The organism is Micromonospora sp. DT68, assembly GCF_049847245.1.
In the GTDB taxonomy this organism is placed as follows: Bacteria; Actinomycetota; Actinomycetes; order Mycobacteriales; family Micromonosporaceae; genus Micromonospora; species Micromonospora profundi.
The window spans coordinates 124,986-142,222 of sequence record NZ_JBNCNZ010000008.1; the positions used below are offsets into that span (position 1 = coordinate 124,986).

The following is a 17,237-nucleotide window of genomic DNA, read 5'->3' on the forward strand; positions in this document are numbered from 1 at the left end:
GGCCGAAAGTGCAAGATCGCGTGGGGGAGAGGGCCCGACACGCCCGGTGGGGCGTTGTGGGCCTGTCGGGTGCGTCCAGCGGTGATGATGTCGGGGTGGGGGAGGAACTCGGCACTGAGGACAGGACGGGCGGGCGACCGCGACGCTCAACGGGCGGGGCGCGGACCGCTGAGGCCGGCGCGCCGCCACCGGACGACGCGCGTGGCCCGGAACCGGGGGCCGCGCGGCGCGAAGCCGGGCCGGACACGCCGACCGGGGCGCCGCTGCGCGGGCTGGACGCCGCCGGCGGGCTTGCCGCGCTGCGGGGGCTGCTGGACCGGCCGCTGGCCTCCTACTACCTGCTGCTGTCCAGCGCCGGCCTGCTGCTGCTGATCGGGCTGACGATGGTCTTCTCGGCGACCAGCGTGAAGGACTACGCAGTGGGCGGCAACGCCTCGGCGTCGGTGACCAAGCAGGCCATCTTCGCGGTGATCGGCATCGGCGCGTTCTGGGTCTGCCAGCGCCTGCCCGCCAGCACCTACCGTTCGCTGGGCCGGCCACTGCTGATCGTCTCGATCGGGCTGCTGCTGGTGCTCAACCTGCTGCTCGCGTACGCCCGGCTTACCGATCGGGATTCGGCGTTGATCGGCCCGATCGAGGCGCGGCTGCTGTGGCTGTTCATCGGCGGGATCCAGGTGCAGCCCTCCGAGTTCGCCAAGTTCGCGCTCGTGTTGTGGGGCGCGCACGTGGTCGCCCGCAAGGGTGCGGCGCTGGGCTGGTGGCGCGAGCTGGCCACCCCGCTGTTTCCGGTGATGGGCCTGCTCTTCGTGCTTGTCGGCTACAACGACGTGGGCACCATGCTCTGCCTGCTGGCCCTGGTGGTCGGTCTGCTCTGGGCAGCCGGGGTGCGGATGCGGGTCTTCGGCGCGCTGACAGTCGTCGGCCTGCTCGGCGTCGGCCTGCTCGTCGCGGTGGCCTCGCTGGGCGCCGGGTCCGGCGAGCGCGGCGCGGAGAACTACCGGCTGGCGCGGCTCACCCTGTTTCTCAACCCGCCGCCACCGGACCAGTGCGGCGACCCCTGCTACCAGTTCTATCAGGGGCGACTGGCCATCGAGCACGGCGGCTGGTTCGGCGTCGGGCTGGGCAAGAGCAGCCTCAAGTGGGACTGGCTGCCCGAGGCGCACAACGACTTCATTTTCGCGATCATCGCCGAAGAGCTGGGCGTCATCGGCTGCGCTGTGGTGCTGAGCCTGTTCTCGGTGCTCGCGTACACCGGGCTGCGGATCGCCAGGCGCGTCGACGACCCGTTCCGGCGCCTCGCCGCCGCCGCCGTCACCACCTGGCTGGTGAGCCAGGCGGTGATCAATATCGGTGGGGTGGTCGGGCTGCTGCCGATCACCGGGCTGCCGCTGCCGTTCATCTCCGACGGCGGAAGTGCCCTGGTCGTGACGTTGGCCGGCATCGGCATGCTGGCGTCCTTCGCCCGCGCCGAACCCGATGCGGCCAGAGCACTGCATGCCCGTCCGCCGGCCCGGTGGGTCCGACTACTCTGGGCCCCGTTGCCGCCGCTTCCCGGCCGACGTCGCCGACCGGCGACGCCGCCGGCTGGCCGAGGGTCAGTGCCCCGGTCCCGTGAGCGGCGACAGGACGACAAGGCCGCATCGCGCGGCGTCCGGCAGGGCCGGAGCCGTACGGGGTCGGCGAGCGAGAGGAGACGCTGATGGGTCCGCTGCGTTCGGTGGTGCTCGCGGGAGGTGGCACCGGGGGGCACATCTACCCGCTGCTCGCCTTCGCCGACTGCCTGCGCCGACACGACCCCGGCGTCCGGATCACCTGCCTCGGCACACCGAAGGGCATGGAGAACGAGCTGATCCCGCCGCACGGCTACGACCTGCGGCAGATCCCGGCGTACCAGCTGCCCCGGTCGGTGAACATGAACCTGGTCCGTACCCCGGGTCGGATGTGGACCGCGGCGCGCGCGGCGGGCAAGGTCATCGACGAGGTGCGGGCCGACGTGGTCGTCGGCTTCGGCGGGTACGTGTCGGTGCCGGCCTACCTGGCCGCGTGGCGGCGTGAGCTGCCCATGGTGATCCACGAGGTGAACGTGCCGCCGGGGGTTGCCAATCGGCTGGGCATGAAGTTCACAAAGAACATCGCTGTCGGCTTTCCGCACCAGCCGAGCCAGGCCGAGGCGCTCCGGCACGCCACCGTGGTCGGTGTGCCGCTGCGTCGTTCCATCGCCTCGTTGGACCGGCACGCGTTGCGCGACGCCGCCCGCGCCCACTTCGGGCTCCGCCCGGACCTGCCGGTGCTGTTCGTCGCCGGTGGCTCGTCCGGTGCCCGCTCGGTAAACCTGGCCGTCTCCGGCGCCGCCAAGGAGTTGGCCCGCAACGGTGTGCAGGTGCTGCACGTGATGGGCGCCCGCAACGAGCCGGTGCCGATCCCCACGGACCTCCCGGTGCCGTACGTGACGCTGCCGTACCTGTCGGACATGGAGCTGGGTTACGCCGCCGCCGACCTGATGCTGGCCCGGGGCGGGGCGATGACCGTCGCCGAGGTGGCCGCCATCGGCCTGCCGACGATCTTCGTGCCGTACCCGCACAGCAACCAGGAGCAGAAGCGCAACGCCCTGCCCGTGGTCGAGGCCGGTGGCGGACTGCTCGTCGACGACGCGGAACTCACCCCGGACTGGCTGGAGCGGGCCGTCATCCCGCTGATCCGCGATCCGCAGCGGCTGTACACGATGGGCGCCGCGGCGTCGGCGTACGGGCGGCGCGACGGTGACGAGGCGCTGCGCTCCTTCGTTCTCGAGGCGGTGGCCCGATGACCGCGCAGTTCACCCCGGCCGGCACGCTCACCGCCGAGGACCTGGGCACCGTCCACCTGATCGGCGTCGGTGGGGTGGGAATGCTGGGCGTGGCCCGACTGCTGCTCACCCGGGGCATCCGGGTCTCCGGCAGCGACCTGCGGGAGTGGCCGTCACTGGCGGGGCTGCGGGCGCTCGGCGGCACCATCTACCTCAGCCACGAGACGACGAACCTCGACGGTGTGGACACCGTTGTCTACTCCTCGGCCATCCCGCAGGACCACCTGGAGATCGTCGAGGCGCGCCGGCGTGGCCTGCGGGTGCTGCACCGCTCGGAGGCCCTCGCCGCGGCGATGACCGGCCGTCGTGCGATCGCTGTGGCCGGCACCCATGGCAAAACCACCACCACGTCGATGGTGACGATGGTGTTCCAGCAGGCCGGTGTGGACCCGTCGTTCGTGATCGGCGGGGAGATCTCCGAGGTCGGCTCGGGCGCGCACCACGGCACCGGTGAACACTTCGTGGTCGAGGCGGACGAGAGCGACCGCTCGTTCCTCATCTACCGCCCGTACGTCTCGATCATCACGAACGTCGAGCCGGACCACCTCAACACCTACGGCGACTACGCGACGCTCGAGGCGGCGTTCGTCGAGTTCGCCCGGCTCACCGACCCGGACGGGTTCATCATCACCTGTGCCGACGACCCGGGTGGCCGGCGGCTGGCGGCGACGCTGCGCGCCGAGGGGCGGCGGGTCCACACGTACGGCGCGGCGGAGGACGCCGACCTGCGGCTCACCGAGATCGTCTCGTCGGCGCGCGGGGTGCGCTACCTGGCCGCGATCGACGGGCGGTCGCTCGGCGAGTTCCGGCTGCCGGTGCCGGGTCGGCACATGGGGCTCAACAGCGCCTCGGCGGTGCTGACGGCGTACCTGCTGAGGCTGCCTCTGGAGGCCGCGGAGGCGGCGCTTGCGGTGTTTCCCGGCGTGCGGCGGCGCTTCGAGCGCAAGGGCGTCGCGGACGGCGTGCTCGTCTACGACGAGTACGCCTACCACCCGACCTCGATGACGCTGGCGTTGCAGACACTGCGGGAGGTAGCCGGGGACGGGCGGCTGATAGTGGTCTTCCAGCCGTACCGGCTGTACCGGACCCGCGACAACCAGGCGGAGATCGCCGACGCGCTGGCCATCGCCGACGAGGTGGTGCTGCTTGAGGTCTTCGGGCCGGGGGAGCTGCGCCAGCCCGGCGAGGGCTCGGCGGCGCTTATCGAGGCGGTGCCGTTGCCGGCCGAGCGGAAGGTCTTCGTCGACTCGTGGGAGGCGGCGCCTGTCGAGGTGGCTCGTCGGGCCCGCTCCGGGGACGTCGTGGTGACAATGGGCGCCCCGCCGATCTCGTTGATGGGTGACGAGTTGCTGGCCGCCCTCGGCGCGCGTACCCCGGGCTCGGTGTCGACAGCGACAGTCGATCCGGTGGCGACCACCCCGGCGATCGGCCAGCCGGTGCCCGGCGGGTCCACCGCCGGTGGTGACGGTGCGGCCCTCGGCGGCGCCGCCGCACCGGACGGTGCGGCACCCCCGGCCGGATGAGCCCCGGCCCCGCCCGTGGGCGGACCAGCGGCGCCGAGGGCGGCAAACCACGACGCGGCCCGGTACGGCGTTGGCAGCTGGTCCGGGCCAGCAGCGACGCCGTGCCACCGTCGACCCGCAGGTTCATGGCGCGGGCCCGGCAGCGTCGGATGCGCGCGGCGCTGCCGTGGGCGGCCGCCGCCGGGGTACTGGCGCTGCTCGGGCTTGTGGCCTGGACGGTGTTGGGTACCGGGCTGTTCGGGGTCCGTGCGGTGACTGTGGAGGGTGCGCAGCTCGTCACCCCGGTGGAGGTGCGCGACGCGGTGGGGGTGCCCGACGGGGTGCCGCTGGCCCGTGTGGACCTGGCCGCGGCCGAGCGTCGGGTCGGTGCGTTGGCGCCGGTGGAGCGGGCCACTGTGTCCCGGGACTGGCCGGGCGCGCTCGTGGTCCGGGTGACCGAACGGACGCCGGTGGCAGCGGTGCCGCAGGGTGCGGTGTTCGCCCTGATCGACGGCAGCGGCGTGGCGTTCCAGACGGTGGGCCGCCGCCCCGCCGAGCTGCCGCTGGTACGGGTGGTCCGGCCCGCCGCCGACGACCCGGGCACCCGGGCCGGGCTGGAGGTGCTGGCGGCGTTGACTCCGCAGTTGCGCGCCGAGTTGGTGGACGTGAGCGTGGAGAGCCTGGCGCGGATCAACCTGCGGCTGCGTGGCGACCGTACGGTCGTCTGGGGCGACGCGACGCGCGGCGCGGACAAGGCCCGGGTGGCCACCTCGCTGCTCGACGAGGACGCCGACCGCATCGACGTGAGCTCACCGGATGTGGTGACCTTCCGCTGACCGACGCAGGGGTACGGGGACGTGACGAGTCGCGCTCCGGCTGCGACACGCCGGTCAGGTCCTTGGCTCATCGGGCGGCGGCGCTTACGTTGCCCCGAAGAGGATCAGTGGTTGACATAACTGTAAGCCTCTAGTAGAGGGTGAGGGTTCACCTCTGATCCTCGCTGGTGACAGCTGTTGTCGGCCGCTGGGCTGGCCACGCCGTACCGGTCGGCCGAAGCCAATCTCGAAGGGAAAGGACCGGAGATGACACCTCCGCACAACTACCTGGCGGTCATCAAGGTCGTCGGCATCGGGGGTGGCGGCGTCAACGCCGTCAACCGGATGATCGAGGTTGGGCTCAAGGGCGTCGAGTTCATCGCGATCAACACCGACGCCCAGGCGCTGCTGATGAGCGACGCCGACGTCAAGCTCGACGTCGGCCGGGAGCTGACCCGTGGGCTGGGCGCCGGGGCGAACCCGGACGTGGGCAAGAATGCCGCCGAGGACCACCGCGACGAGATCGAGGAGGTGCTCAAGGGCGCCGACATGGTCTTCGTGACCTGCGGCGAGGGCGGCGGCACCGGCACCGGCGGCGCGCCAGTGGTGGCGAACATCGCCCGCAAGCTCGGCGCGCTGACAATCGGCGTGGTGACCCGGCCGTTCTCCTTCGAGGGCAAGCGCCGCCAGGTGCAGGCCGAGTCGGGGATAGACGAACTGCGCAACCAGTGCGACACCCTCATCGTCATCCCGAACGACAGGCTGCTGGCGCTCGGCGACCGCAACATCAGCATGATGGACGCGTTCCGCACCGCCGACCAGGTGCTGCTCTCCGGCGTGCAGGGCATCACCGACCTGATCACCACCCCGGGTCTGATCAACCTGGACTTCGCCGACGTGAAGAGCGTGATGAGCGGCGCGGGCAGCGCGCTGATGGGCATCGGCAGCGCCCGCGGCGAGAACCGCGCGGTCGAGGCGGCCGAGGCGGCCATCTCCAGCCCGCTGCTGGAGCAGAGCATGGACGGCGCGCGCGGCGTGCTGCTCTCCATCGCCGGTGGCTCCGACCTGGGTCTGTTCGAGATCAACGACGCGGCCCAGCTGGTCACCGACGCGGCGCACCCGGACGCCAACATCATCTTCGGCGCGGTGATCGACGACGCGCTCGGCGACGAGGTGCGGGTGACAGTCATCGCGGCGGGCTTCGACGGTGGCACGCCTGCGTACAAGGCGGCCGAGCCGACCCGCAAGACCAACACCAACCAGCCGGCGCCGCAGAGCAACCCGGTGCCCGCGCCGGCAACCCTGCCGGCCCCGGCCCAGTCGCCGCGCCGGGTGCTGTTCGACGACGTGGACGTGCCCGACTTTCTCAAGAACGGGTCCTGAACACCGGCGATGACTGACAGCTCAGCCACGGCACGACCGGACCGGCGCGCCGAACTCGCGGCCGGCCTGGCCCAGGTGCGGGCCCGGATCGCTGACGCCTGCGCGGACGCCGGCCGGGACCGCGCCGACGTCACGATGATCGCGGTGACAAAGACGTACCCGGCCAGCGACGTGCTGGTGTTGGCCGGGCTCGGTGTGACCGACGTGGGGGAGAACCGCGACCAGGAGGCGGCCGGCAAGGCTGCCGAGGTGGCCGCCGCCGGGGTGAACCCGCGCTGGCACTTCATCGGCCAGTTGCAGCGCAACAAGGCCCGCTCGGTGGTCCGGTACGCCGACGTCGTGCACTCGGTGGACAGCGTGCGGCTGGCCCGCGCGCTGGCGTCCGCGGCGGCGGACCGGGAACGGCCGCTGGACGCCCTGGTGCAGGTCAGCATCGACGGCGACCCGGATCGTGGTGGCGCGCTGCCCGGGTCGGTCGATCCAGGCGCCGGGCTGGAGCCGGTGGCCGAGGCGGTGGCCGGGTCGCCGGCGCTGCGGCTGGCCGGCCTGATGGCTGTCGCCCCGCTCGGGTGGGAGCCGGAGCGGGCCTTTGCCCGGCTCGCCGAGGTGGCCGAGGCGTTTCGGGCGCTCCATCCGGGAGCGACGGCGTTGTCCGCCGGAATGAGCGGCGACCTGGAAATCGCGATCCGATATGGCGCGACACATGTCCGCGTCGGCAGCGCGTTGCTCGGAATGCGTCCCACGCTGCGGTAGCCTGACGCGAGACACGCAAATTACATCAGTGTTGTTTCAGGGACGGCGTCCCCTTGTCGGGGGTTGTGGCGCGCGACGCGAATCGCGTGCCAGGGGATTGCCGTGCCGGTCCGATGGGCATGGTTGTCCACTCGCGACAGGCGACATGGCACGGGGGCGAGTGCCGCACGGCGGACGGAAGGGCGCGGGATGGGTGCACTGCGCAAGGCGGGGGTCTGGCTCGGTCTGGTCGAGGAAGACGACGAGCGGGCCTACGACGACGGTGGCTACGACAAGGGTGGCTACCGTGAGTCGCGCTACCGGCAGAGCCGGTACGCCGAGGAGTTCACCGACGAGGACGACGACGACAACGAGGAGCCGCCGGCTCCCCGGCCGAGGGCCAGCGAGCGTGCTCGGTTCTCCGACCGGTCCAACGGGCGGGTCACCGAGTCCGACCGTGGCGACGGTGAGCGTCCCGAGCGCGTCGAGCGGTCCAGCGTACGCTCGATCACCCGGTCGTCGGCAGGTGAGACGTCCGGCGCGCTGACCTACCACACGCGCGACAATCTGGCCCTCGCTCCGCAGGCCACGGCACGTGAGCGTGTCGCCGCGCCCGAGGAGGAGCAGCGCTACCAGATCACCACGCTGCACCCCACCACCTACCGGGAGGCGCGCACCATCGGTGAGCACTTCCGCGACGGCGTGCCGGTGATCATCAACCTCACCGAAATGGACGAGGCCGACGCCCGCCGTCTGGTTGACTTCGCCGCCGGTCTGGCGTTCGGACTGCGCGGTACGATCGAGCGCGTGACCAATCGGGTGTTCCTGCTCTCACCGGCCAATGTCCAGGTCACCGCTGAGGACAAGGCCAAGATCGCTGAGGGCGGTTTTTTCAGCCTGAGTTGACCCCGCCCGACCCGAGGGACGTCGCTGACCGTGTTGTCGATCTTACTGCAAGTGCTGTATCTGGTCCTTTATGTCTTCCTGCTTGTTCTTCTGTCCCGGTTCGTGTTGAGCGCTGTTCTTCAATACGGCCGGCGGTGGCAGCCGGGCCGGGGCGCATCGGCAGGACTGGAATCCGTGTGGAGCGTCACTGATCCCCCTCTCAACGCGTTGAGGCGTGTGATCCCTCCGCTGCGAATTGGTACCGTGAGCATCGACCTGGCCTCCCTTGTGCTCCTGGTTATCCTGTTCGTGCTGATGGAGTTCGTGTTAGGGCCGTCGATCAGGGCATCTGCCTGATGACCGACGCGCTTTCGCGGCCGCAACTGACCCGAGGAGTTTCGATGCCGCTGACCCCGGCCGACGTCCACAACGTCGCCTTCAAAAAGCCGCCGATCGGCAAGCGGGGGTATGACGAGGAGGAGGTCGACGCCTTCCTGGACGAGGTCGAGCGCGAGCTCGCCCGTCTCATCGAGGAGAACAACGAGCTGCGCGCCCAGGTGGAGCGCGGCGGCCGTGGCGGTGCCCCCGCCGGCCCCGGCGGCGACGCCCGACTGGCGGCGGAGCTCAACGACGTCAAGGCCCAGCTGGACCGGGTGCAGCGCGACAAGTCCGCTGCCGAGCAGGCCGCCCGCGCCATGCAGGCCGAGCTGGAGCAGGTCCGCGCGACCGGCGGCCCGGCTGTCACCGGTGACGGTGAGCAGCAGGCCCTGCGCGTGCTGATGATGGCCCAGCGCACCGCCGACGACCACGTGTCCGACGCGCGCCGCGAGGCCGACCAGCTGCTGTCCGAGGCGCGCAGCAAGGCCGAGGAGGTGACCCGCGAGGCTCGTGCGAAGGCCGACGCCCTGGAGCGGGACGCCCGCCAGCGGCACCAGGAGGCCATGGGCGGCCTGGACGCCAAGCGCACGGCCCTGCAGAAGCACATCGAGGAGCTCAAGCAGTTCGAGCGCGAGTACCGCACCCGGCTCAAGGCGTACCTGGAGAGCCAGCTGCGGGACCTCGACGGTCGTGGCCAGGGCCTCGAAGCCGAGATGACCCGCACCGAAGCTGGCCGGGTCACCGGCGGCAACGGGCTGGCCGCGGCAGGTCTCGCCGGTTCGTACGGCGGCGGGCGCTCCGGCGCTCTCGAATCCGGACGCTGAGCACCGGCCGGCGATCGCTGTCCACGGATGGTCACGATCGCCGGCCCTGCCTGCACGGTACGACGCGGCGGGGGTGAGCCGTGATAGTTGCGAGTCTCCTGCTCATCCTCGTCGCTGTGGTGCTGCTGGTGGTCGGTCTGACCGGCGGCTCCAGCATCCTGTTGACCATCTCCATCGGGGCCAGCCTGCTGGCCGCCGTGGCGTTGGTGGTGGGCGCTCGCCAGGCTGCCGCCAACCGCGCGACGGCGGACCTCGGCCGTGCCGGCCCACGGACCTCTGCGGCACCTCGCACGGCCGGCCAGTCCGGGCCGGGTGTCGCGTACGGTCCACCGCTGGCCGGGCAGGACGTTCCGGTCCAGCACGTTCCTTCGACGGTCGGTAACGGCGGCACCGGGTGGCGGCAACCACCCGAGCCGCCGTTCGACCCCGACGCGCCGTTCGTGGCTGAGCCGGCTCCGGCCGCCGGCACGGCGTCCCGCTCCTCGCCGGCCAGCCCGGCGCCTTCCCCGCTGGTCAGCCCGGCCTCGCCGTTCACGGCGCGCGCCGACGAGGTGCCCGGCGTACCGGCTGCGGATCCGCTTGCCGACGAGCCTGCCGAGCAGGCGATCACCGCCGCCGAAGCGGCCCAGGTGGCCCGGCTGCCCAGCCCTGTCGACGTGGTCGACGGCCGCCCTTGCTACCACCTCGCCAGCTGTCCGCACCTCGCCGGTCGGTTGCCCGAAACCCTCCCGGTCGCCGAGGCCGTCGAGCTCGGCTTCACGCCGTGCGCGACCTGCGCGCCGGCCACCGCCCTGCTCGCCGACGTCCGGCCGATCTAAGCGGTGCCCGTGCCCCCGCAGGACGCGCTCACAGTCGCGGTGCGGGTCAAGCCAGGTGCTTCCCGGGACCGTGTCGGTGGCCGCTTCGACGGCCCGCACGGGCCCGCCCTGGTGATCGCTGTACACGCGCCGGCCGTTGACGGGCGCGCCACCGAGGCGGCCCGCCGAGCCCTCGCCGCCGCCCTGGGTGTCCGTCAGTCCACTGTGTCGCTGCGTACCGGCGCGGCCAGCCGGGACAAGCTCTTCCTCATCGACCGGCCCGCACCGGAGCTGAGTGAGGCGCTGCGCCGACTGCGGGACGGATCCGCGGGGTGAGCGACACCCGGGCGAGGCAAACGTGACGCCCGGGTTGGATATCGCGCTGCTGCTCGGGTCGGCGGTGCTGCTGGTGGCGGTGGGCGCGGTCCGGCTCTCCAGCCGTCTCGGGGTGCCCAGTCTGCTCGTCTACCTGGCGCTGGGCGTGGCGATCGGCGAGGGCGGGCTGGGCATCCGCTTCGACGACGTCGAGCTGACCCGGGCCCTCGGCTTCTGCGCGCTCATCGTCATCATCGCCGAGGGCGGCCTGACCGCACGCTGGAGCACGCTGCGTCCGGTGCTCGGTCTCGCCTCCGCGCTCTCCACCGTCGGCGTGGTCGTCAGCATCGTGGTGGTCGGCCTCGCCCTACACCTGATGTTGGGGTTGGAGTGGCGGCTGGCGATGCTCTACGGCGCGGTGCTCTCCTCCACCGACGCGGCGGCCGTCTTCGCCACCCTGCGTCGGCTGCGGCTGCCGCCCCGGCTGGTGGCCACGTTGGAGGCCGAGTCCGGCATGAACGACGCCCCCGTGGTGCTGCTCGTGGTGCTGCTGTCGCACGAGGGCTGGGCACATCCGTGGTGGTACGAGGTGGGGCTGGTCTGCTACGAGCTGGGTGTCGGCGCAGCGGTGGGTGTGGGTGCGGGTCTCGCCGGCACCTGGGCGCTGCGCCGGGCGGCGCTGCCGTCGGCAGGGCTGTATCCGATCGCCGCTGTGGGCATCACGGTGCTGGCGTACGCCGCCGGGGCGGTGCTGCACGCCTCGGGGTTCCTCGCCGTCTACGTGGCCGGGGTGCTGCTGGGCAACGCCCGGCTCCCGCACCGGCAGGCGATCCTCGGGTTCGCCGACGGGTTGGCGTGGCTGGCCCAGATCGGGCTGTTCGTGCTGCTCGGGCTGCTGGTCTCACCGGGCCGGTTGGACGCGGCGGTGCTGCCGGCGGTGGTCGCCGGACTGGCGCTGGTGCTGCTGGCCCGGCCGCTGTCGGTGGCCGTGTCGGCGCTGCCGTTCCGGGTCGGCCCGCGTGAGCAGGTGTTCCTGTCCTGGGCCGGGTTGCGGGGCGCGGTGCCGATCGTGCTTGCCACCATCCCGCTCTCCGAGCGGGTGCCCGGCGCGGACCGGCTCTTCGACGCGGTATTCGTGCTGGTGGTGATCTTCACCCTGGTGCAGGCCGGCACGCTGGGGCCGGTGGCCCGCGGATTGGGCACCACCGCGCCGGGTGAGGCCACCGAGATCCACGTGGAGACCGCGCCGCTGGAGCGGATGAGGGCGGATCTGCTGCAACTCGAGGTGCCGCCGGGCTCGCGGCTTGCCGGCGTGCACGTCGACGAGCTGCGGCTGCCGGTGGGTGCGTCGGTGACCCTCGTGCTGCGCGACGGGGCGGGTTTCGTGCCCGGCCCGGACACCCGGCTCAAGACCGGCGACAGCCTGCTGATCGTCGCCACCGGTGGGGTGCGTGACGCCGCCGAACAGCGGTTGCGGGCGGTCAGTCGGCGGGGGCGGTTGGCCCGGTGGTTTGGCGAGTACGGAGATGAGGCCGCCCGTTGATCTGCTAGCGTTCCCTTTGCCCCAGTTCAGTAGGGCTCGGGGCACTTGAGCGGTGCGACGGTGCGGCACGTTGTCGGACGCCTGTACGTTCCGTATTCTTGCGAACCTCCGGAGTGCGCGGCCGACGTGGCCGTGCGCCCCTTTTCGTACCCAGGGGACGCCTTTGTCGGTGCCCCTGACCAGGTGCCGCGGTCCACGCGGCGCCGCGGCCGAGGGAGCGACCCATGGCGAAGCCAGCCGACACCAAGACCGCCGGCCGCAAGCCGGTGGCCAAGGTCACCCGCAGCGCGGCGGAGACCGAGAAGATCCGTGCGGCGTTGGCGGCCCGGCGGGACGAGCTTCGCGCCGAGTACGATCAGACGCTGAGCGAGATCACCGAGCTGCAGCGCGATCGGCTGACCGACTCGGCCGGGGACGACCAGGCCGACACGGGCACCAAGACGTTCGAGCGGGAGCAGGAGATCTCTCTCGCCAACAGCATCCTGGAACGGATCACGCAGGTCGAGCGCGCTCTGGAGCGCCTCGACGAAGGTGGTTACGGCTGGTGCGAGCGGTGCGGCAACCCGATCCCGGTCGAGCGCCTCGCCGCCTTCCCGTCGGCGACCCTCTGCGTGACGTGCAAGCAGTTGGAGGAGCGGCGCTGACGCTCGTTCCCCATCTGCGATGAGACGGTGAGCGATCACCGCCGAGACTGTCGATGGGGAGCGCATGACCGCAGCACCGCCCGCCGAATCCGGCCACACCGACCCGGGTGGCGGCAGAGCCCGACGCCGGGCCGTCGCGATCCTGGCCGGGATCGCCCTGGTGTCCCTGGTGACCGACCTGGTCACCAAGCACCTCGCGCTGGCAGCGCTGACCGACCGGGAGCCGGTGCGCATCCTCGGTGGGCTCGTCTACCTGAGCCTGACCCGCAACAGTGGCGCCGCGTGGAGCATCGGCTCGGACTACACCTGGGTGTTCCCGCTGATCACCATCGGTGTGGTCGGTTGGATCGTCTTCATGGCGCTGCGGCTGCGTTCCCTGCCGTGGGCGATCTCCCTGGGCCTGGTGCTCGGCGGCGCGCTGGGCAACCTCGTGGACCGGATCTTCCGCGCGCCCGCCCCGTTCCACGGGCACGTGGTCGACATGGTGAGCGTCTTCGGCCCGTACGGCGAGTATTTCCCGGTGTTCAACGTGGCGGACAGCTCGCTGTTCTGCGGCGTGGTGCTTGCCGTGCTGCTGGAGTTGACCGGCCGTCAGCGCGACGGACGGCGGCTCGGCCGCGACGGTGCTCCCGTCGAAGCCGACGCCACCGAGAACGCCGACCAGAGGGAGCGGGCATGACCTCCGCGTTCGCCGCTGGCGGCGACCACCGTTCCCTGCCCGTGCCCGACGGCCTCGACGGGATGCGCCTCGACCAGGCGGTGTCCCGGCTGTTCGGCCTGTCCCGCACCGCCGCGGCGGCCCTGATCGACGCGGGCGACGCCCTGGTCGACGGCGCCACCCGACCCAACTCCCACAAGGTCAAGGCCGGCTCCTGGCTGGAGGTCACGCTGCCCGCGCCGGTCGCCCCGCCGACCGTGGTGCCGCAGGCGGTGCCCGGCCTGCGCGTGGTGTACGCCGACGACGACATCGTCGTGGTGGACAAGCCGGTCGGAGTGGCCGCGCACCCCAGCCCGGGCTGGACCGGCCCGACGGTGATCGGCGCTCTCGCGGCGATCGGGCACCGCATCTCCACAAGCGGCGCCGCCGAGCGGCAGGGTGTGGTGCACAGGCTCGACGTGGGCACCACGGGCATCATGGTGGTGGCCAAGAGCGAACAGGCGTACACGGCGTTGAAGCGGGCGTTCAAGTACCGCGAGGTGGACAAGGGCTACCACGCTGTGGTGCAGGGCCACCTGGACCCGCTGCGGGGCACCGTCGACGCCCCGATCGACAGACACCCCACCCACGACTACCGGTGGGCCGTGGTGTCCGGCGGCAAGCCGAGCATCACCCACTACGACACGTTGGAGGCGTTCCCGGCCGCCAGCCTCGTCGACGTCCGGTTGGAGACCGGCCGCACCCACCAGATCCGGGTGCACTTCTCCACCCTGCGGCACCCCTGCGTGGGCGATCTCACCTACGGCGCGGATCCCACCCTCTCGGCCCGTCTCGGACTGGCCCGACAGTGGCTGCACGCCCGCGAATTGAGCTTCCTGCACCCCCGAACGGGGGACGAGGTCCGGTTCGTCAGCGACTACCCTGACGACCTGGAACGTGCGCTTGAGATCCTGCGTGACTGAGCGGCGACCGCCCGACACCTACCCGACGAGGGGATCCCGCCCGTGCGCGCCGGCGACCTGCTGCGGCAGTTGGACCAACGGCTGCTGTCGCTGCTGACCCGGACGACGACCCGGCTTGCCGACCGGTCGGCGCGGCCCGGCATGCTCACCTGGGTCGCGCTGCTGTCCGTGGGGGCGGTGCTGGGCACCGCCGTCTGGGCAGCCGACGACCGGCCGGTCGGCGACCGCACCGTCGGCGAGGTGACCCGGGTCGGGGTGTCCGAGGGCGACTCCGTTCCCGGCTACCTGAAATCCGCGGCGGCCGACCTGGCCGCCCTGCCGTCGGCCGCACCGACCACCGGCGACGGGACGTACGCCCTGGTCACCCTCGACGAGTACCTGCCGCCGCAGCGACTGGCGGCGGTGCTCGCCGACGTGGGGGTCTCGGCGGTCTTCGGGCGGGTGCCGCTGCCCGGCCGGCAGACCGAGATCGTGAAGATCCCCGCGCTGCGGGTGCCCGACGACGTGGTCGTCGGGATGGCGGAGGTGGCGACCCGCAAGGACGCCGAGGCTGCCGACTACCGGGCCAAGGCCGCCGCGCTGGGTGGAAACACCGCCGAGCGCGAACTGCGCGAGTGGTACGCCACCAGCGCGCAGGTGGCCAGTGCCGAGGCGTCGGCGTACCGCACCGGCTGCGCCTGTGTGTACGCGGCGGTGGTGCGGGCGGCGCCACAGGCGCTGCGACGGGTGGCGACCCAGCCGGACGTGCGGGCCGTCGACCCGGCCCCCGAGGTGTCCCGGCTGGACCGCACTGTCTTCACCGCGCCGCTGCCGGAGCAGCGCGACGTGGTCCGCCCGCCGGCCGACACCGGTCCGGAGCCCGAGCAGACCCCGGCCGGGAAGGGCGAGTCGGCATCGAGCACGCCGGTGCCGATGGGCGAATCGTCGGAACCCGCACCGGTCGTAACGATTCCGTCACCCGAGCAGCCGCCGGCCCCGCTCACCGAACCGACCCCCACGAGCACCGCCACCTCCCCGGACGTCACCGGAGCCGGGCCGCTGGAGTCGTCCCCGTCGTGATCCGCGCCGGGTGGTGTGCGTGCTCCGGTGTGGTCCGAATAGGGTTTCGTTCGTAGCCTGTCAGACGGAGATCGATGGCGCTGGGAGGGCGGGCCGTGGAGGGCAGTGAGACCGGCTGGGGCCGGCCGGCCGAACCAGCGCCGAGGTGGCGGGCATTGCTGGACCGCGCCCGGCTGGGCGGCCGCGCCGCTGAGCAGCCCGAGCCCGACCGTCCCGACGAACAGCCACCGGACCCCCTGCCGCGACGTGCGGCCCCCAACGGCTACGCCGGGCGAGCGCCCGCCATCGGGCATCCGGCCGAGCTGACGTACGGCCAGGACCCGGGCTACCGGGCCGAGGGGACCTACCGGGTCGACCCCGCCCGCCGCTCCGAGCCGGGGTACCGGTCTGAGCCGGACTACCGTGCCGAGCCGGCGTACCGGTCCGAGCCGGGATACCGGCCGGAGCCGGATCACCGCTCCGAGCCGGCGTACCGGTCCGAGCCGGCCTATCGGTCGGAGCCCGCCTACCGCCCCGAGCCGGGGTACCGCGCTGAGCCGGGATACGGCGCCGAACCCGGTTATCGGGCCGAGCCTGGTTATCGGGCCGAGCCGGACTACCGTGCCGAGCCCGGGTACCGTGCCGAGCCCGGTTACCGCGCCGCGCCGGTCGAGCAGCGCCGCGTCGAGCCGGTCGAGCCGCGGCGAACCGAGCCGGTCGAGCCGCGGCGGGCCGAGCCCGAGTCGCGCCGGGCAGCCGAGCCTGTCGAGTCGCGCTACGCGCTGCTTGACAACGGCTACCGGCAGGGCGGGCCGACGATCGAGTCCCGGTACGCGATGCTGGAGACCGGCTACCAGCAGGGGACCGGCTACGCGCCAGCGCCGGCCGCGCCGGCCCCCGCCGCGCCGCCGATCACCCCGCCGCCGGCCCCGCCGATCACCCCACCACCCGCGCCGCCGGTCAGCTCGGCGCTCGCGGAGCGCGGCTACCCGGCCCGTATCGAGTGGCGTCCGCAGGGCGTCGACCAGGAGGTCGAACGCGCCACCGGTGTGCTCCGCCGCGACCTGGGCACACCCCGGGTGTTCGCGTTCGCCAATCCCAAGGGCGGCGTGCACAAGACCACTGCCACAGTGCTCGCCGCCGCCACCGTCGGCAGCGTACGCGGGCGCGGCGTGCTGGCCTGGGACGACAACGAGCTGCGCGGCACCCTCGGGCTGCGCGCCGGCAGCGCCCGCCACGCCCGCACCATCCGGCACCTGATCAGCGACCTCGCCCAGATCGAGATCCTGGAGGGCTCCACCCTGCTGGAGCGGCTCGACGACTACCTGCGGCACGCCTCCGACGGCTCGTACGACGTGCTGGCCGGCGAGGAGAGCCCCCGCTTCGCCCAGCGGCTGGACCAGTTCACCGTCAAGCGGGTGCTGGAGCTGCTGCGGCGTACCCACGACGTGGTCTGCGTCGACACCGGCAACAACGTGGAGAGCCCCAACTGGCGCACCGTCATGCAGGCCGCCGACCAACTGGTGGTGACCACCGTGCCCCGCGAGGACGCGGCGTTCAGCGCCGACTGGATGCTCGACCTGCTGCACGAGGTCGGCATGGGCGAGCTGGCCGACAACGCCGTCACGCTCATCTCCTGCCCGACGCCGGGCCGGTCGCCGTTGCAGGACGACCTGGAGCGGCACTTCGCCACCCGTACCCGGGCGGTGGCAGTGGTGCCGTACGACCCGGCGCTGGAGACCGGGTCGTCGATCGAATACCACCAGCTCCAGCCGGAGACCCGGCAGGCGTGGCTGCGTGCCGCCGCTGTCATGGCGGAGCCGTTCGCGAGGTGACCGCCGGCGGCGCGGTCACGTCATCGGGCGGGACCGCCGACGACAGTGCACGGTCCGGGCGGCGAGCTGAGAGGATCATCG

At 72.4% G+C, this 17,237-nt stretch carries 17 protein-coding genes; all 17 read left to right on the top strand.

Going from position 1 to position 17,237, the window contains the following annotated elements; all coding sequences use genetic code 11:
• Positions 1-272: 272 nt before the first annotated feature.
• The 17 genes from ACPXB1_RS17070 to ACPXB1_RS17150 all read left to right on the top strand — a co-directional run bounded on the left by ACPXB1_RS17070 (position 273) and on the right by ACPXB1_RS17150 (position 17,156).
• Positions 273-1,700, top strand: a complete 1,428-nt coding sequence (locus ACPXB1_RS17070; protein ID WP_425735538.1) for an FtsW/RodA/SpoVE family cell cycle protein — start codon at positions 273-275, stop codon at positions 1,698-1,700.
• Positions 1,700-2,806 (top strand): undecaprenyldiphospho-muramoylpentapeptide beta-N-acetylglucosaminyltransferase, encoded by a 1,107-nt coding sequence (gene murG, locus ACPXB1_RS17075; protein WP_053658093.1) that lies wholly within the window; start codon positions 1,700-1,702, stop codon positions 2,804-2,806. The genes ACPXB1_RS17070 and murG overlap by 1 nt, the downstream gene beginning before the upstream one ends.
• Positions 2,803-4,368: a UDP-N-acetylmuramate--L-alanine ligase gene (gene murC / locus ACPXB1_RS17080; RefSeq protein WP_355630449.1), complete on the top strand. Its 1,566-nt coding sequence runs from the start codon at positions 2,803-2,805 to the stop codon at positions 4,366-4,368. Before murG ends, murC begins: the two co-directional genes overlap by 4 nt.
• Positions 4,365-5,183: a cell division protein FtsQ/DivIB gene (locus ACPXB1_RS17085; RefSeq protein ID WP_355593016.1), complete on the top strand. Its 819-nt coding sequence runs from the start codon at positions 4,365-4,367 to the stop codon at positions 5,181-5,183. Before murC ends, ACPXB1_RS17085 begins: the two co-directional genes overlap by 4 nt.
• Before the next feature lie 246 nt (positions 5,184-5,429).
• Positions 5,430-6,545: a cell division protein FtsZ gene (gene ftsZ / locus ACPXB1_RS17090; RefSeq protein ID WP_355593014.1), complete on the top strand. Its 1,116-nt coding sequence runs from the start codon at positions 5,430-5,432 to the stop codon at positions 6,543-6,545.
• A gap of 9 nt (positions 6,546-6,554) precedes the next feature.
• A complete protein-coding gene (locus ACPXB1_RS17095; protein WP_355593012.1) occupies positions 6,555-7,298 on the top strand; it encodes a YggS family pyridoxal phosphate-dependent enzyme in 744 nt (247 codons plus the stop codon).
• A 189-nt stretch (positions 7,299-7,487) separates the two neighbouring features.
• Positions 7,488-8,183, top strand: a complete 696-nt coding sequence (locus ACPXB1_RS17100) for a cell division protein SepF (RefSeq protein ID WP_355593010.1) — start codon at positions 7,488-7,490, stop codon at positions 8,181-8,183.
• Between the two features lie 30 nt (positions 8,184-8,213).
• Positions 8,214-8,519 (top strand): YggT family protein, encoded by a 306-nt coding sequence (locus ACPXB1_RS17105; protein ID WP_355593008.1) that lies wholly within the window; start codon positions 8,214-8,216, stop codon positions 8,517-8,519.
• A gap of 44 nt (positions 8,520-8,563) precedes the next feature.
• Positions 8,564-9,364 carry a DivIVA domain-containing protein gene (locus ACPXB1_RS17110; RefSeq protein ID WP_355593006.1) on the top strand — a complete coding sequence of 267 codons (801 nt, stop codon included), beginning with the start codon at positions 8,564-8,566 and terminating at the stop codon, positions 9,362-9,364.
• A gap of 80 nt (positions 9,365-9,444) precedes the next feature.
• Positions 9,445-10,182, top strand: coding sequence for a hypothetical protein (locus ACPXB1_RS17115; RefSeq protein WP_425735510.1), 738 nt, complete (start codon positions 9,445-9,447; stop codon positions 10,180-10,182).
• A 3-nt stretch (positions 10,183-10,185) separates the two neighbouring features.
• A complete protein-coding gene (locus ACPXB1_RS17120) occupies positions 10,186-10,497 on the top strand; it encodes a DUF167 domain-containing protein (RefSeq protein ID WP_355593002.1) in 312 nt (103 codons plus the stop codon).
• A gap of 22 nt (positions 10,498-10,519) precedes the next feature.
• Positions 10,520-12,019 (top strand): potassium/proton antiporter, encoded by a 1,500-nt coding sequence (locus tag ACPXB1_RS17125; protein ID WP_355593000.1) that lies wholly within the window; start codon positions 10,520-10,522, stop codon positions 12,017-12,019.
• A gap of 224 nt (positions 12,020-12,243) precedes the next feature.
• Complete coding sequence (locus ACPXB1_RS17130; RefSeq protein WP_053658111.1) at positions 12,244-12,663, top strand: TraR/DksA family transcriptional regulator; 420 nt, start codon at positions 12,244-12,246, stop codon at positions 12,661-12,663.
• A gap of 64 nt (positions 12,664-12,727) precedes the next feature.
• Positions 12,728-13,342 carry a signal peptidase II gene (lspA, locus tag ACPXB1_RS17135; protein ID WP_355592998.1) on the top strand — a complete coding sequence of 205 codons (615 nt, stop codon included), beginning with the start codon at positions 12,728-12,730 and terminating at the stop codon, positions 13,340-13,342.
• Complete coding sequence (locus ACPXB1_RS17140) at positions 13,339-14,283, top strand: RluA family pseudouridine synthase (RefSeq protein ID WP_053658115.1); 945 nt, start codon at positions 13,339-13,341, stop codon at positions 14,281-14,283. The genes lspA and ACPXB1_RS17140 overlap by 4 nt, the downstream gene beginning before the upstream one ends.
• A 42-nt stretch (positions 14,284-14,325) precedes the next feature.
• Positions 14,326-15,342, top strand: a complete 1,017-nt coding sequence (locus tag ACPXB1_RS17145) for a hypothetical protein (protein ID WP_355592996.1) — start codon at positions 14,326-14,328, stop codon at positions 15,340-15,342.
• A 74-nt stretch (positions 15,343-15,416) separates the two neighbouring features.
• Entirely contained in the window at positions 15,417-17,156 is a 1,740-nt protein-coding gene (locus tag ACPXB1_RS17150; RefSeq protein WP_425735511.1) for an AAA family ATPase, read from the top strand.
• Positions 17,157-17,237: the final 81 nt, after the last annotated feature.

What these genes read in the sequence shown, in the direction of transcription:
- ACPXB1_RS17130 (WP_053658111.1), top strand. Translation starts at nt 12,244, where the DNA reads ATGGCGAAGCCAGCCGACACCAAGACCGCCGGCCGCAAGCCGGTGGCC.
- ACPXB1_RS17100 (WP_355593010.1), top strand. Translation starts at nt 7,488, where the DNA reads ATGGGTGCACTGCGCAAGGCGGGGGTCTGGCTCGGTCTGGTCGAGGAA.
- murC (WP_355630449.1), top strand. Translation starts at nt 2,803, where the DNA reads ATGACCGCGCAGTTCACCCCGGCCGGCACGCTCACCGCCGAGGACCTG.
- murG (WP_053658093.1), top strand. Translation starts at nt 1,700, where the DNA reads ATGGGTCCGCTGCGTTCGGTGGTGCTCGCGGGAGGTGGCACCGGGGGG.
- ftsZ (WP_355593014.1), top strand. Translation starts at nt 5,430, where the DNA reads ATGACACCTCCGCACAACTACCTGGCGGTCATCAAGGTCGTCGGCATC.
- ACPXB1_RS17140 (WP_053658115.1), top strand. Translation starts at nt 13,339, where the DNA reads ATGACCTCCGCGTTCGCCGCTGGCGGCGACCACCGTTCCCTGCCCGTG.
- ACPXB1_RS17110 (WP_355593006.1), top strand. Translation starts at nt 8,564, where the DNA reads ATGCCGCTGACCCCGGCCGACGTCCACAACGTCGCCTTCAAAAAGCCG.
- ACPXB1_RS17150 (WP_425735511.1), top strand. Translation starts at nt 15,417, where the DNA reads ATGGCGCTGGGAGGGCGGGCCGTGGAGGGCAGTGAGACCGGCTGGGGC.
- ACPXB1_RS17095 (WP_355593012.1), top strand. Translation starts at nt 6,555, where the DNA reads ATGACTGACAGCTCAGCCACGGCACGACCGGACCGGCGCGCCGAACTC.
- ACPXB1_RS17085 (WP_355593016.1), top strand. Translation starts at nt 4,365, where the DNA reads ATGAGCCCCGGCCCCGCCCGTGGGCGGACCAGCGGCGCCGAGGGCGGC.
- lspA (WP_355592998.1), top strand. Translation starts at nt 12,728, where the DNA reads ATGACCGCAGCACCGCCCGCCGAATCCGGCCACACCGACCCGGGTGGC.